Raw genomic sequence first — 14930 nt, forward strand, 5'->3', positions numbered from 1 at the left:
TCAGGTCACCGGGACCACGAGCAGGGACCGGTCGGTCGTGCGCCAGTCGGCGTCCTCGACGGTCTCGCCGGACGCCGTCACCAGCGTCTGGCGGTAGCGGAACTCGCCGCCGCCGTCCCGCCCGAGGAGGACGTCGACGAGCGGCACCGGGACCTTGCCCTTCGCCGACGGCGTCGCAGCATCCACGACGACCGGCGCGGGTCCGCCGTCGAGCTCGACGATGACCGTCTCGACAGGTCGCGCCGTATCGGCGGCCAGCTTGGCGGCGGTCGTGAGCACCGTGACCTCCCGGTTCACCGACTGTGCGATGCGCCGGTCGAGGGTGAGCGCGAGGATGGCCGCCGGGTCCGGCAGCGCCTCGACGCCGCTCGTGTCGAAGCCGACCTCGATGTCCCCCTCGCCACCGAGCTGGGCGGACGGCGTCACCGTGCAGGAGATCTCGCCGTCGGGCGCGAGCTCGACGGGCAGGTGCAGCCCGGCGATCTCCCCGGCGACCACCGCTGTCCCACGACTCACGGACGCCGTCAGCGACGAGATGCGGACCGGGCTCTCGCTCGCGTTGCGGAGCGCGACGTCGGCCGTGCCCTCGGCATCCACGGTGACGGCGCTCGCGAGCACGTCGCCGACGGTCGTCGCGAACCGCAGGTCCACGGGGATCAGGTCCTCGGCGGCCAGGCCCGTCGCCACGCTCACCGTCCCGCGCAGGACCGTTGAGACGTCGCCGACGGCGGCGAGGGCGGCGTACACGTCCTGGAACTCGGCGAACGGGAACGACTCCGCGAAGAGGAAGCCGTTGACGACGTCGACCGACTCACCCTGGGCGTCAGCATCGTCCGTGCCCTCGGGCAGGCCGAGCGTGAGCGTCGCGCTCGCGCGCAGCGGCCGCAGCTCCACCGCCGGCCGGACGCCGTCACGCTCCGGGACGTTCGCGGCGAGCGCCTCGGCGGCCGCGGCGAGCCGGCTCAGCTCGGTGACCGGAGTGATCTGGCACGTGAGAGTGACGCTGGCCTCTGACTCCTCGGCGCCCTGGTCGACTCGGAACGCCAGCGCCGGTCGCAGCGGCGCCGTCGTCGTGCGGGCCAACCGGAACGCGTCAGGAAGGTGGTAGAAGACGTGCGGGACGGCGACCTCGCGCAGGTACGGATGACGGCGGCCGTCGTGCTCCAGCAGCAGTCGCTCGTACGAGGGTGCGGACCCGCCGGATCCGGTGCCCGGGTAGACGTACGGGTGCACGGCAGGGTCGAACCGCAGGTCGACGGTGCACTGGAGCGACGGCGTCGCGGAGGAGTACTGCTGCTCCGCCGGCGGCACCACGACCGGCGGTTCGGGGACGGTCGGGGACGGTTCGGGCACGTCGACGGGGATGCGAGGGATGCGGGGGATGCGTGGCGTCCGGTGGTCCCGCACGATGGGCCCGGTGCGGTGGTCGCGGACCACTGCTCGATCGAGGCCGACGAGGCGACCTCGCGCCGCCAGCGCGAACCCCGCGGTCGGCTCGTCCGCCGCCACCGCCATCAACCCCGTCAGTCGCGACCCGACGACCAGGCGTGCCGAGCCGGCGACGTCGGCCCCGAACGTCTCGATGATCGGGTCGGGATCGGGCTCCAGGACCGGGATCGGATCCGGTTCGACGCGCTCGATCACCGGCACCTCGACGGGTTCCACCACCGGTCCCTCGACGGGCTCCAGGATGCTCATCCGCAGCTGTGGCACCGCGGCCTCGGCCACCCACTCCAGCGGCACGAGCCGCACGGGCGCACTCCCCGCGGGCACCGCGAGCGGGGCTGCCCGTGTGACGGTCAGCCGCGCGCCCTGCTCCGAGCGGAACGCCCACAGCACGGCGTCGCGCTCGGCGAGCGTCAGGGAGAACTCGACGGCGAGCCCGCCCTCGACCTCGCTCGTCGCCGAGGCGACGACCTCCGCCAGGATCGGGCTGCCGTACGTCAGCCAGGCGGTGAGGGTGCCGGGGAGGACGACGGCGGTGCGGGCCGCGTCGCCGAGCTCCGGAGCCGGGAACGCGTCGAGCACGAGACGCAGGACGAATCGACCGGTCGGCCCAGGTTCGACGTGGATGTCGTACCGGTCCCCGGCGCTCCGCAGCCGGTACCGCGGGATGTAGTAGGAGGTTGCGCCGTCCGGCGAGGACAGCAGCATGGTGTCGAGGACGAGCGTGTCGGGCGCGATCGGATGTGCGCTGGCCGAGCGCGGGAACGTGGCTGGCGCGACGATCCGGTCGGGGTCGAGCAGCACGTGGCGGGAGCCGAGCAGGCGCGGCGAGAGCGCCGTCAGCGCTCCGGCCCGGAACGAGAAGTCGGTGGGCATGGGTCAGCCCCTCACAGAGCGATCGTGTCGGCGTAGACGAGGCGCGTGACGCGGGTCGTCGCACCGCGCACGTTCGGGGAGTCCGGGGCGTCGGCGTCGAGCAGCTCGTGCTCCTCGACCAGCACGCGCCAGTGCTCCGAGGCGCCCGGCGTGCGCAGCGCGACGTCGAACGGGACGCCGTCGGGCCGTTCGTCAGGCGCCGGAAGGGCGAGCTCGCCGCTCCAGGTCGCGAGGAAGTTCGTCTCGTCGCCGATGCCCACCAGCGGCAGGCGGCGGCTCGCGACGTCGACCCACTGCAGGTCTGTCCCGCCGGTGGCGCGGGCCTGGAGCGTGAGCCGCACGGTGCGCGTGCGGCGCACGAGGGCGTCGATCGCGCTCACGGACTCCTCGGGTTCCTCGCGCTCGTCGTCGTCCCCGCGCTCGAGTCCCCGCAGCAGCGCGATCACGCCGGTGAGCGTGAGGCGTACCCGGTCGGCGTCCGGCCGGCTCACCGTCGCGGTGCGCGTGGGCAGCGGTTGGATCCACTCGACGAGGTCGACGGCGGAGAGCTCGCACCGGGCGATTGAGTGCGGCTGGTAGCGGGCGACGGCGAGACGCACGAACGGCCACAGGGTGGAGGTGGCGTCGAGGGCCACGTCCACGTACCACTGGCCGCGCCCGGGGTGGAACACGGGGACGTACCCGCACACGGTGACCGCGGGTCCGGCGTCCTCGCCCGGCAGCGGCACCGCCGGTGCCACGGTGAGGGGCCGGGCGACGTCGGGGCCGCCGGGGGAGGACCCGTACGCGGCGAGCAGCAGCTGCTCGCCGGTGAGCAGCGGGGGCCGGGACATGCCGGGCACCTGCGCCCCGGCGAGCACCGGGTCGCGCCCCCACGCGCTCACCACGCCGGACGGGTTCTTCTCCGTGCCGAGCAGGACGCCGAGCAGCTCGCCGTCGCCCGAGGAGAACCAGGGGCGGCGCAGCCAGATCCGCACGCCGGAGCGTCGGACGCGCCGCAGCGCGAACGGCTGGTCCGGTTCCGTGGTGGTCTCCCAGCGCAGCAGCGGGACGGCGCCGGCGAGGTGCGCGGCGGCCGGCCGGGCCGTGGACGGGATGACCAGCTCGACGCTCTCGCCGGCGAGCGCGGGGTCGTCGTCGGCCGGGACGTCGGCGGCGGCGAAGAACTCGCGGTACCGGGTGGTCCCGGTCGGCGTGTAGGTCACGCGGCGGTGGTGGGTGTCGGTGAACGTGTGGATGGCCCGGTGCAGCTGGACGCCGGCGGCCGCGAGCGGGCCGAGCTCGTCGTCCGCCGGGTCCGGCGCCCAGTCGACGGTCGACAGGACGCCGAGCCGTTCGGCGCCGCCCACCGGGGAGTTGACGACGACGTCGTCCCGCGCCACCTCGGCCGGCGCCGCGATCGCCACGTCGTCGACCTGCTCCGTCCAGCGGGCCTTCACGAGCAACCGGTCCGTGCTGGCCCCGTGCACGTCGACGAGCCCGACGAGCGGAGCCACCGTGATCCCCGGCGTCCGGGCTCCGCACCGCAGCACACGGAGCTCGGGCGGGCGGGCCGGCGTCGGGATCGCGTGCACGAGGCGCACGTCGACGCTGGGGGTGAGCCACCAGGTCCAGCCGGACACGGCGGCCTGGCGGAGCAGGTCGGCCGCCGCGAGGACCGCCGGCTCCGCGCTGGAGCGGTCGATCCCGCTGACCGGGTGGGAGCGCCACAGGCCGAGCTTCTCCAGGTCGTCGGTGCGCAGCGACGACGAGACGGCGACCCGCACCTGCTCGCCTGGCGGCAGGCTCACGTGGATGGCCCGCCCCTCGAGGCGCGCCCCGAGCTCGCCGCCACCGGCCAGCACCAGGCGCAGCGGTTCGACGGTGGGCCACGTCCCGGGGAACGGGATGACGACGGCCTGCAGCACCCGCGCATCGGGCAGCAGGTGCGGGTCACCGGCGTCGTAGAACACGAGCGCGACGCCGGCCGCGAACACGTCCGGCAGGTACGGCAGCCGGAGCTCGTCGACGTCGTGCACCACGTACTGCCCCTCGCCGAGCGGGGTGCCGCGCCCCGCGCCCTCCAGGTCGGCGAGCGTGACGGCGGTGTCCGGGTCGGCGTCCGGGCGGGCGTGCAGCGCGATGTCCGGCTGCTCCAGCTCGGCGCCCGGGTTCGCCGGGTCGGGCACGAACCGGTCGGTGAGCGTGCCGCGTTCCACGAGCGCCCAGCCGTACGCCGCCCTCTGCACGGCCGGGTCGGTGCTGCCGATCGCGGCGTCGAACGCGCTGCTCGTCTCGGCCTCGAGCTGGTGCGTCTTCGGCGGCACCACGTGCCGCTCGCTCGTGGCGGCGGCGTCGGGCGACGACGGCGGAAGGCCGGTCCGGACGACCAGTCGCGAGAGCTGTTCTCCGGTCGTGAGCGGCGCGCGCGCCACGAGCGCCGGGGCGCCGACCGGCTCCCACCGCAGATACGGCCGCGGCGTGGTGACGACCGGCCGGGGTCGGGGGAGCGGCCGGCCCGGGATCGGGAGTCCGGGCCGCCGCAGCACGTCGCCGAGGCCGGCGAGCGCCTCCGGGTCGATCCCCAGCTGCGGCCGGGTGCGCCAGACCTCGGCGTGCTCGGCGATCCGGCGCGACGCCGCGGCGACGCTGCGATGCAGCCCGGCGACGGTGGGCGCGACGCCGGGGGGCAGGCCCGCCGCACCACCCGCACCGCCGGCAGCCCGGCTGGCGGGGTCGGCGCCTCGGACGGCGTCCGCGACCCGCTGGGCCACGAACGCGTCGATGCGCGGCTCCCCCGTGCGCACGGCCCGCGGCAGCGTGTACGGGCGGGCGGACGACGCGCCGCCCGTGGCGCCCCTCCGTCCGCGGCGACCGGTACGCGACCGGCGCGCCCCGCCGTCATCGCCGGGCGTGACGCCGCCCAGCCATGCGGCGTCGTCGTCCGCGTCCCTCGGCAACGACGCCAGGACGTCGTCGCGGATCACGGAGACGAGACCGCCGCCGTCGCGGCGGGCGTAGCTGGCGCGCAGCCCGTCGAGGTGCGTGCGGGTGGCGGCGAGGTCGGGCCGGCGAGGCCGTGGCGTCCGCACCACCGAGTTCCCCGCCAGGTCGACGCCCACGAGCCGGAACGCGTACGACGTCCCGTAGCGCAGCCGCGGCAGGGTCCCGGGCGCGACCGTGGACCGGATGTGCACGCCGGACACGGCGGCGTCGCCGTGCGCGTCGCGCGGGTCGTCGACCACCTGCTCCTCGCCGCCCGGACCGTGCACGATCACCTTGCCCGGACGCGGTGCGGCGAGGCTCCACCCGTCCCAGCCCGCCACGACCTCGTGCAGGTAGTACGGGTTCGCGTCGTTGCCCGGCACCCGGTTGAGGCCGGAGAGCTGGAGGAACCCGGTGTCTGCGGTGCCCGTGAGGACATCCACCGGGACGTCGTCGTCGCCCGTCGCCGTCACGTCGACGAGGCGTTCGTGCACGCTGTGCCAGTCCTCGGACGCGTCGTCCCACACCTCGAGCCGCAGGCCGCGGACGACGTCGTCGTAGATGAGCTCCGGGCCGCTCACGCCGGGGCCGTCGTCGGGCGACGTGAGCTGCTCGGCCGCCTGCACCCGTTCGCGCGTCGCCGCCACGCGATCGGTGCGCGCGATGCCGAACCCTGTGGCACGCAGCGTGGCGGGCGCGGCGCTGGCCTCGTCGCCGTTGACCTCGGACGCGAGGCTGCGCGGCAGGTTGCGCAGGTGCTGGTCGAGCTTGAGCCCCGACGCGTCCGGGTCGAGGTCGAGCACCACGTACTCCTCCTCGCCGAGGGGGACGGCGCCCGCGACCCAGGCGTCGGAGGAGATCGCCGCGACGACGTCGCCGCCGACGATCACCCGCAGCCGCGGCGGGGCGAGCGAGACGACGTCGGGCGCCTCGCCGTCGTCATCCGCCGGCACGAGCCGCGCCGCGATCCACGACGCGCCCTCCAGGGCGGCGCGGTCGGCGTCGGACAGCGTCACGTCGAGCACGAGGCCGAGCCGGCGCAGCAGCGCCGGCGTGGAGCCGAGGCCGGCGGCGCGGGCGTGGAAGTCCGGGTCGGGCTCCTCGGGGCGGGGCGTCGTCGCGCCCGGCGTGGGCTCGCGCTGGTAGGGCGTCTGCTCCTCGGGGCGGTCGTAGTAGCGCCGCGTCGCGTGGGCGTCGGCCATGAGCTGGAGCACGGGCTGGGAGCTCAGGTCGTCGTCAAGCAGGCCGTCGAGGTAGGCGTTCAGCTTCTTCTCGTCGACGGCGCCGCGTTCGTCCAGCAGCACCTCGATCGCCGACGGCGTCCGCTCGTCCGTCTCGCTCGGGTACCCCTCGCGCGACCCGAGCGTCCCCAGGCTCGCGCGCGCCTCGAGCAGGCGGCGCTCCAGCAGCCGCCGGGAGCGGACCGACTTCTGCTCCGCGAGCGCGAGGAGGTTGCGGACGGCGGGGTGCACCTGCACGAGCTGGTCGATGACGGCGGCAGCCGGCGGACTGTCCATCACGCCCGGGCGTGCGGTGGGCGCCGCCAGCGCTGACGTGAGCTGCAGGTCGACGGCGTGGTCGGCCAGGCGGTGCGCCGGGTAGCTGTTCCACTCCGCCGCGGACACCTGAGGCTCGGGGAAGCCGTCCACGCGCAGACCCGGCGGGAAGACGGCGCGCCAGGCTGCGGCGTCGGGGTCGGACACGATCGTGGCGGGCAGGGGATCCGCGAGGTGCGACGCGAGGATCTCCACGCGGAGCCCCGCGAGCGTGGTCACCCAGTCCGCGGCCGCCGGGAAGTCCGCGAGGGTCGAGCCCACCGCCTGGGGCGTGAGCCGGTGCGTGACGAACACGGACAGGTGCGCCGGCGCGCCGGCCGCCAGGGTCACCGGGAGCGCCGTCGTGAGGATGCGGGTCGTCGTCATCGTTGCTCCTGGGCTCCTCAGACGGCCGCGAACGCGGCGCAGTAGCGGGACCAGTCGGCGTTCTCGCCGGTCACGGGATCGGGCGGCATGACGTCGGCCAGCGTCGGGTCGCCCTTCGAGCCGGCCAGCTTGCGTTCGCACGTGATCTCGACCGACGCGGAGAAGAACAGCACCTCGACCTCGACCACGAGCGACGCCCGGCCGATCAGCTTCCCGGTCTCGAAGTGATACGTCAGCGACAGCTCGAGCGTGATCGACGCCGAGATGAGGCCGAGCACGTCCACCTCGCCGCGGATCCGGAAGTACGCCGTCAGCAGCCCCTTCTCACCCTCGAGGCGCAGGTAGACGCCGACGGCGATCGACACCGACCCGGACGCCACGCCCAGGTCGATCGACAGGCACGCCGTCGCCTCGAGCCCGAGCTCGAGCACGACGAGCCCCTTCGGCGACGCACGCAGCTCGAGCCAGCCGCCGCCCCCGATGCACATGACGGTGAGGCGGAACGGGGAGTCCTTGCGGCAGAAGTGGAAGCCGACGGTGACGGCGTCGCCGAGGAACGGCACGCGCGCGTCCGCGCCGAGCGAGAGGTTCTCCAGGCTGAACACGCCGACCGACACGTTCGGGAGCGCGAGGTCGAAGCCGGCCGTCACCCCCTCGGGCGACACGTCGACGAACGGCGGGTCGGCGAACCCGTCGAACGGGATCAGCTGCCGCAGCGTCTCCACGAACGAGAGCGGGCCGAGGAACTCCATCCCGCCGAAGACGACGTCGATCTCCGGTTTCGCGCCGGACGACGCGCGGAAGCCGACGCGCCGGAAGGTCATCGCCATGAGTTCCGCGTTCGGCAGGAGCTGGAGGGCGAAGGTCGTCAGCTCCGCGACGACGTCGACGCTCGGGGGCGACGTCGCGCTGCCGCGGACCTCGACGGCGAGGCGGAGCCCCTGGGGATCGTCGGCGCGGAAGACGGGGCTGCCCGTGGTGGGCCAGCTCCGGATCTTCGGCTTCCACTCCAGGCGGGCGACGACGGCGCCGTCGGGGCTGAGGAGGCCGTCCAGGAAGTCCGAGAGGGCTTTCGTCACGAGGGCGACGTCGGCCCCGAGCGCCGCCAGGGCGCCGACCGGGCGCTGGAGCGCCGCCCGCAACGCGGCGGGGATCTGGGGCGCCTTGAGGGCGTCGTCCAGCGGGCCGAGCCGCCCCACGATGCTTGCCAGGGCGTCGGTGACATCCGTGATGGTGGCGGCGCTGAGGTTCTCGACGGCGTCGACCAGCGCGTCGAGGTCCACGAGCAGCGGGTTCAGCACCGCCTCGAGCTGGGCGCGGGCGGCCTCGACGCCGGCCCGGGCGCCGTCGTGCGCCGCGCCGGCGACCTCTGCGGCCAGACGCGGGCCGGCGTCGGCGGCGGCGGCGCGCAGCCGGCTCGCCTCGCTCACCAGCGTGCTGACGGCGTCGAGCGTCTCCGTCACGAACTCCGGCGCGCCTCCGAGGCCGAGCTTCTCGAGCAGCTCCACGAGGTCGAACAGGCCGAACAGCTTCGGCATCGCGCCCGCAAGGAACGTGCCCGGATCGAACTCGCCCTGCGAGAGGCCCGCGGGCGCCGTCCCGTCGTCACCGACGGCGCCGAGCGAGCGGGACAGCCCCCGCACCGCCAGGCTCGGCGCGAGGAAACCGCCCGAGCGGTCGGAGCCGCCCGAGAAGTCGACGGCGGGCGGGGCGCCGGTGACGGACAGGAACACCTGGCCGGGGTTGCCGGCGCCGAAGCCGCGGTCGGGGTCGCCCGCCGGCGCGGCGGCCGCCGCGTCCAGGTAGGGCTGCGCGTAAGCGAGGTCGACGCCTGGCGCTTGCGGCGCGAGGTGCCGCATCGCCGGGACGACGGCGTTCGTCGTCACCAGCGAGGGGCGCGACGTGCGGGCGTCGACGTCGATCGTGCCGGTGAAGCGCAGCGTGTTGACCTCGAAACGGGTGTCTCCCGAGACGGCTGACGACGCGAACGTGATCTGCTGGCCGCCGGCCGGGATGGTGCCGATCGGCGCGTACGCGGCCTCGGCGAGCGCCTGGACGTTCGGCTTCTGCAGGGCGAGATCCGGCACGAACACCAGCGGTGCGCGCAAGGTGGACGGGCGGCCGCCGGCGTCGATCCCGGTGAGCGTGAACAGGAACGGTTCGCCGGCCCGGCTGGGGACGATGGGGTCATCGACCGGAGACGGGGCGGGGTCGAGGTTCGGCGTCACCTCGGGGTCGATAGCGATCCAGCGGTACGGGTCGTCCGCGTCGGAGTAGGTGCGCTCGCGCTGCTTGATGACGATGAACGTGCGCTGCCACAACGCGGCGACGGGGTCGTCGAGGTGGGCGATCTTGCGCTCGCTCAGCGTGACCCACAGGCAGCGGTGCCCGGGCCAGAACAGGAAGCCCGGTCGTGCGACGCGCACGTACCAGTCGCGACCCATCGTGGCCTGGTGCCGGTACTGCGCGAGCAGCTCGACGCCGTCCTCGATGGGATCGTTGGGGTCGAACACGTCGGTGGACGCCCAGTCCCCCGCGAGGTCGAGCCACGCCCCGAGGGTCGAGAGCGCGAGGGCGCGCGCGTCGATCGGCGTCGCAGGCTTCGGCATGGTGCGGCTCGTGGTCTGCCGCACGAGCGCGCGTCTGTCCGCCGGGGCGAGCGACGTCGGCTGGATCTGGTGCGGGTCGGTGGTGGCGGGGCGGTCGATCGGGTCGAGGTCGCGTGACCAGATCGCGCGGACCGGGCGCTCGGCGGTCTCGTCGAGACCCACGAACGCGCCGTCGTCGTCCGTGAGGCGCGTGGTGAGGTGCGTGCGCCACAGCTCCGCGCGCTCGGGGTCCTCCAGTGCGACCAACGGTTCGGCGTCGTGCGTGAACGCGCCGTCCTCGCCCGGGGAGAGCGTGACGCGGTACGGGGCCTCGATCGCCGTCTCGTCCTCTTTCGGTGCTCGGGGCCGGGGCGAGGGGCGGGGGATCGGTCGGGGGCGCGGCGCTCGTGGGAGCAGGTCTCCGAGGCGCACGGGGCCCGCCGCGAGGCCGGCGGCGGCCCGTGCGGCCTGGACCGAGCGGAGCGTCTGGGCGCGCTGCAGCACGTGGGCGGCGGGGCGGGCGAGCCGGGCTGCCTCGAGCGCGGCGTCCCCGGTGGCCCGCACGAGGTCCGCGGGGCTGACGCCGCGCCGCAGCCGCCCGCGGGGCGTGAGCAGTCGCTCCCAGCCGGGGGCCGGGTCGATGCCGCGCAGCGGCCGGCCCGGCCGGACGGGAGCGGGGCGGCGGGCGTCCGGGGCGAGACGCAGCGCGAGCGTGCGCATCGCCGTGAGGACCCCGGCGATCGTGAACGGGACGCTCGCGCCGTCGTCCAGCGCGAACACGATGCGGCTCGCCGCCGCCGCCCGGTGCCCGACGAGCGCCGGTTCCTTCGGGAACGGCGGCGGTGGGTTGCCCACCGGCTCGGGCAGCGTGCGCTCCGTGACGTGCTGCGGCGGCAGGTGGAGGACGAGCGACGCGTCCCGTCCCGCCGTCAGGACCGGTCCGTCGGCCGTCTCGGTGAGCGTGCAGCCCGGCGCGCTGATCCGGACGTCGAGCAGGTCCCTCGCGCGGAGCAGCCGTGCCTCGGGGGCACGTGGCGTCCGCCTCGGTGGTGGCATCGCGTCTCTCCCCTCGCCACGTCGGTCGGCCCCGGACGCGCCGTCACGTTCGTCGCCATCGACGAACGTGACGGGCCCGCCCCTGCCGCGACGCTACGGACGGCGCGTGGTCGGCCACATCGGGGAAAACACTGCGATGCGCTGACGTGCCGGACGCCGTCGAGGGGCGTGCGCCGCGCCGAGTCGGCGGTGGTCGCGGTCCGAGACCACGCCGGGCTTGATACGTGACCAAAGAGTCACCTATGCTCGTGCGGTGGCCACCGACCGGGAGTTCGACGGCACGATCCGTGCGCTCTCCGACGCGCACCGTCGCGCACTCCTCGACGCGCTGCGCGAGCGTGACGGGCAGACCGTCTCGGAGCTCGAGCGGGTGCTGCCGGACCTCGGCCGGCACGCGGTGCTCAAGCATCTCCGGGTGCTCGAGGGCGCCGCGGTGGTCACGACGCAGAAGGTGGGGCGCACGCGCATCGTGCGGCTCAATCCCACGCCGATCGTCGAGCTTGCCACGCGGTGGCTCGACGACTACGCGGCGCTCGCCGGCCTCACGCTGCACCGGTTGCGCCGCCACCTCGAGACCGACCACACCGACCAGACGGACCAGACGGACCAGACGGACCAGACCGGGCCACCGGTGCCCGGTACCCACGACCATCAAGGAGTCACCATGCCCACCACCGACACCCGCACCCTGGTGGCGAGCGTCGTCATCGAGGCGACGCCCGACCGCGTCTGGCGCGCGCTCACCGATCCCGACGAGACCCGCCGCTGGTACTTCGGGGGCATCGTCCGCAGCGACTGGCGCGTCGGCAGCGCCGTCGAGTGGGTGGACGCCGACGGTGCCTCGCTCATCGCCGGCGAGATCACCGCACTCGAACCCGGTCGTCGCCTGGCGCACACGTTCCGGGCGACGTGGTCGCCCGAGACCGCCGCTGACCCGGCCTCCGACTACGAGTGGCTGCTCGAGCCGCTCGGCGACGGGCTCACCCGCGTGACCGTCACGCACACGAACGTGCCGCCCGGGACCCCGACCGCCGAGCAGGTCGACGGCGGGGCATCGCTCGTGATCAGCGCGCTGAAGACCTTCGTCGAGACGGGGCGCACGATGCCCGGCATGGGGTGATTCGCGCAGTCGGTCGGGCGGTCAGGCGGTCCGGGCGTGACCGTCGGCGACGAACCCGTTCGCGCCGACGGCGAGGTGCCGTGCCGCCCTGCGGGACAACGCCACAGCGGTGACCGTCATCGCGCACACCGGGACGGCGACGAGCGCACCGAGGAGGTGGTGGCCCGGAGCCATCGAGGCCAGGGCCACCAGGACGGCAAGGCCGAAGATGCTGAGCGCCGTGAGCGTGAGGCGTGTGAGCCAGGTGGGGACAGTCGTGGGAGCGAGGCGACGCATCGGGAACGACGTGGCGACGATGCCCAGGGCGGCACCGACCTGAGCGACGATCGCCGCAGCCCGGAGCACGTCGATGCCGGCGAGGAAGACGGCGCCCGCCCATCCGGTCGGCACGCTGGTCTCGGGGACGCCCACCGTCGAGTCGAACACCAGCCAGCCCGCCCAGCTCGCGAGCAGCACCCCCAGGACGTACGCCGAGTTGCGGCGAGCCAGCCTCAGCCTGATCTCGGCTGCGAGAGCGGAGCCGACCTCCTGCGGCGTGCCGAACTCCCGGACGAGCAGGGCTGCGGCGTCCTGCGGGACGAGCGACGGGCAGATCTCGATCGCCTCGGTCAGGCCGTCGCGGAGCTCGTCGCACACGTCACGAGCGCGGCGGCCCCGGGGCAGCTGGGCCGACACCTGTGCGAGGTACTCCTCCACCGCGCCCGACGCGGTCATGACGGCACCGAGATGACGCGCTCGACGACGTCGGCGAAGCCCCGCCAGTCCGAGCGTCGCGCGACGAGACGCGCCTCTCCCGCGGCGGTGAGCGCGTAGACCCGTCGTCGTCGGCCGTTGTGGATGGTCCACTCGCCGCTGATCAGGCCGGTCCGCTCGAGACGGTGCAGGGCCGGGTACACGGTGCCCGAGGGGAGGTCGAGGGCCCTGTCGCTCCGCGCCCGCAGGGCCTCCACGACGCCGTAGCCGTGGCGCGGTCCTGGCTCGAGCACGGCGAGCAGGAGCAGGTCCAGGTGGCCCTTGAGCATCTCCGCGTTCATACGTAGTTATGCTACCTCTGGACGATATGTAGCATCGCTACCTGTAGCGATGCTGCTCATAGTCGAGACGGAGGACGACGTGGGTCTCACGACGGACGGACTGACGAAGCGGTACGGCGACCGGATCGCCGTCGACGACCTCACGATGGAGGTGCCGGCGAGGCGGGTCACCGGTTTTGTCGGCCCCAACGGAGCGGGCAAGACCACCACCATCCGGATGCTCCTCGGGCTCGTGCGGCCCACCGCGGGCTCGGCGCAGATCCTGGGCCACCCGCTCGCGGAGCCCGCCGCCTACCTCCGCCGCGTCGGGTCCCTCGTCGACGGCCCGGCGTTCTACCCCCACCTCACGGGACGGGACAACCTCCGGGTGCTCGGCCGGCTCGCGGGGCGGACGAGCCGGATCGAGCGCGTGCTCGACGTCACGGGGCTCAGCCGGCGCGCGGGCGACCCGGTGGCCGCGTACTCGCTCGGTATGCGGCAGCGGTTGGCGATCGCTGCCGCGTTGCTGCCGTCGCCGGACCTCGTCATCCTCGACGAGCCGGCCAACGGCCTCGATCCCTCAGGGATTCGCGAGATCCGCCGTCTGCTGCGCGATCTCGCCGACGACGGCACGACAGTGCTGGTCTCGAGCCATCAGCTCGCCGAGCTCGAGCAGGTCTGCGACCACGTGGTCCTCCTCCACGAGGGCAGGTTGAGGTTCCAGGGCGCGCTCACGGACCTTCTCCTCCGCCACCACGCCCGCGTGCTCGCCCGGCCGGAGGATCCCGCGCAGCTCGACGCGCTGGCGCGCATCGCCGGGGACGACGGCTGGCAGCTCCAGGTCGACCAGGGCGTGCTGGCGGGCGACTCGCCGCGCCGCAGCCCTGCGGAGCTCAACCGGTTGGCGCACGCGCACGGCATCACGTTGGCCGAGCTCTCGAGCAGACCACCAACCCTGGAGGAGATCTTCTTCGTGCTGACTCAGGGCGGAGCCGAGCGATGAGCGCGGCGTTCGGCAGCGAGGTGGTCAAGCTCCGGCAGCGCACCTACTGGTTCGCACTCGCGGCGATGCTCGCGTTCATGGCGATCGCCATGGTGATCTCCGTGGGCGACCCCGGCGAGGTCGCGAGCGACCGCGGCCCGGCCGGCCTCGTCCTCGCGCGCCAGGATCTCGAAGCCGCGGACGGCCTTGCGCGCAGCCTCGGCAACGCCGTGACCTTCGTCGGCGTGGTCGCGCTCGCGATCGTCGCGCTCAACGTCGGCGGTGAGTACGGCCACGGCACCATCCGGAACCTCCTGGTACGCCAGCCGAACCGGGCGCGGCTGCTGCTCGGCAAGTCGGCGGCGCTCCTCACGTTCTCGGCAGCCGCCGCAGTCCTGGTGGCCCTCGTCGGGATCGGCGTCGCGCAGATCCTCGCCCGCGACCTCGACACCGCCGCCTGGTGGTCCGCGCAGGGTCGTGCGGCGAGCGCTGCCGGGGTGCTCGCGTTCGCCGTCGCCACCTGCGGCTGGGCTGCGCTCGGCATCCTCTTCGGCTTCGTGCTGAGGTCCGCGCCCGCCGCCATCGGTGTCGGCATCGGGTACGCCCTGCCCGTCGAGATCCTGTTCGGCACGATGTTCCCGGTGGCCGCACGGTGGCTGCCCGCGCAGACGTTCCAAGCCCTCGCGCGTGGAGGCACGCCCGACGTCGACGTCGCCCTCGCCGCTGCCGGGTCCGTCGCGTGGGCCGTCGTCGCCGTCCTCGTGGCACTCGTCGTCTTCCGACGGCGAGACGTCGAGGCCTGACCGCGAGGCCACCGCGCCGCGGGGTGAACGTCGGGGTGATTCCCGCGCCGCCCCCTTCCGGTGCCCCTCAGCCGCGAGCACGATGGACGTGCTTCGAACAGAGCGGCGGCGCTGGTGGGGACCGCGGATGCCGCATGGGTTCGCGCCGCAGCCCCGGGGG

General features: G+C 74.4%; 8 protein-coding genes. 3 read left to right on the forward strand and 5 right to left on the reverse strand.

All coding sequences use genetic code 11. The features are described 5' to 3' along the window. From BCAV_RS01775 to BCAV_RS01785, 3 genes are read right to left on the reverse strand one after another with little or no spacing between them, the layout of a single operon-like run. Nucleotides 1-2322: a hypothetical protein gene (locus tag BCAV_RS01775; protein WP_012725399.1), complete on the reverse strand. Its 2322-nt coding sequence runs from the start codon at nt 2320-2322 to the stop codon at nt 1-3. Between the two features lie 11 nt (nt 2323-2333). Then, nucleotides 2334-7208: a hypothetical protein gene (locus BCAV_RS01780; RefSeq protein ID WP_012725400.1), complete on the reverse strand. Its 4875-nt coding sequence runs from the start codon at nt 7206-7208 to the stop codon at nt 2334-2336. 17 nt (nt 7209-7225) lie between these two features. Continuing rightward, nucleotides 7226-10852, reverse strand: a complete 3627-nt coding sequence (locus tag BCAV_RS01785) for a hypothetical protein (protein ID WP_012725401.1) — start codon at nt 10850-10852, stop codon at nt 7226-7228. Between the two features lie 253 nt (nt 10853-11105). Here BCAV_RS01785 and BCAV_RS01790 point away from each other — a divergent pair, with 253 nt between their 5' ends. Further along, nucleotides 11106-11972, forward strand: a complete 867-nt coding sequence (locus BCAV_RS01790) for an ArsR/SmtB family transcription factor (protein WP_012725402.1) — start codon at nt 11106-11108, stop codon at nt 11970-11972. A 21-nt stretch (nt 11973-11993) separates the two neighbouring features. On the opposite strand, the gene BCAV_RS01795 is transcribed toward BCAV_RS01790, so the two are convergent. Together BCAV_RS01795 and BCAV_RS01800 are read right to left on the reverse strand one after the other, a co-directional pair. After that, nucleotides 11994-12686 (reverse strand): hypothetical protein, encoded by a 693-nt coding sequence (locus BCAV_RS01795; RefSeq protein ID WP_012725403.1) that lies wholly within the window; start codon nt 12684-12686, stop codon nt 11994-11996. Next, complete coding sequence (locus BCAV_RS01800; RefSeq protein WP_012725404.1) at nt 12683-13006, reverse strand: helix-turn-helix transcriptional regulator; 324 nt, start codon at nt 13004-13006, stop codon at nt 12683-12685. Before BCAV_RS01800 ends, BCAV_RS01795 begins: the two co-directional genes overlap by 4 nt. Before the next feature lie 49 nt (nt 13007-13055). Between BCAV_RS01800 and BCAV_RS01805 the strand changes: the two genes are divergently transcribed. Together BCAV_RS01805 and BCAV_RS01810 are read left to right on the forward strand one after the other, a co-directional pair. After that, nucleotides 13056-13988, forward strand: coding sequence for an ABC transporter ATP-binding protein (locus BCAV_RS01805; RefSeq protein ID WP_012725405.1), 933 nt, complete (start codon nt 13056-13058; stop codon nt 13986-13988). Next, the gene (locus BCAV_RS01810; protein ID WP_012725406.1) at nt 13985-14770 is read left to right on the forward strand and encodes an ABC transporter permease; all 786 of its coding nucleotides are present in this window, start codon (nt 13985-13987) and stop codon (nt 14768-14770) included. Before BCAV_RS01805 ends, BCAV_RS01810 begins: the two co-directional genes overlap by 4 nt. Nucleotides 14771-14930: the final 160 nt, after the last annotated feature.

Source organism: Beutenbergia cavernae DSM 12333 (genome assembly GCF_000023105.1).
Taxonomy (GTDB): domain Bacteria; phylum Actinomycetota; class Actinomycetes; order Actinomycetales; family Beutenbergiaceae; genus Beutenbergia; species Beutenbergia cavernae.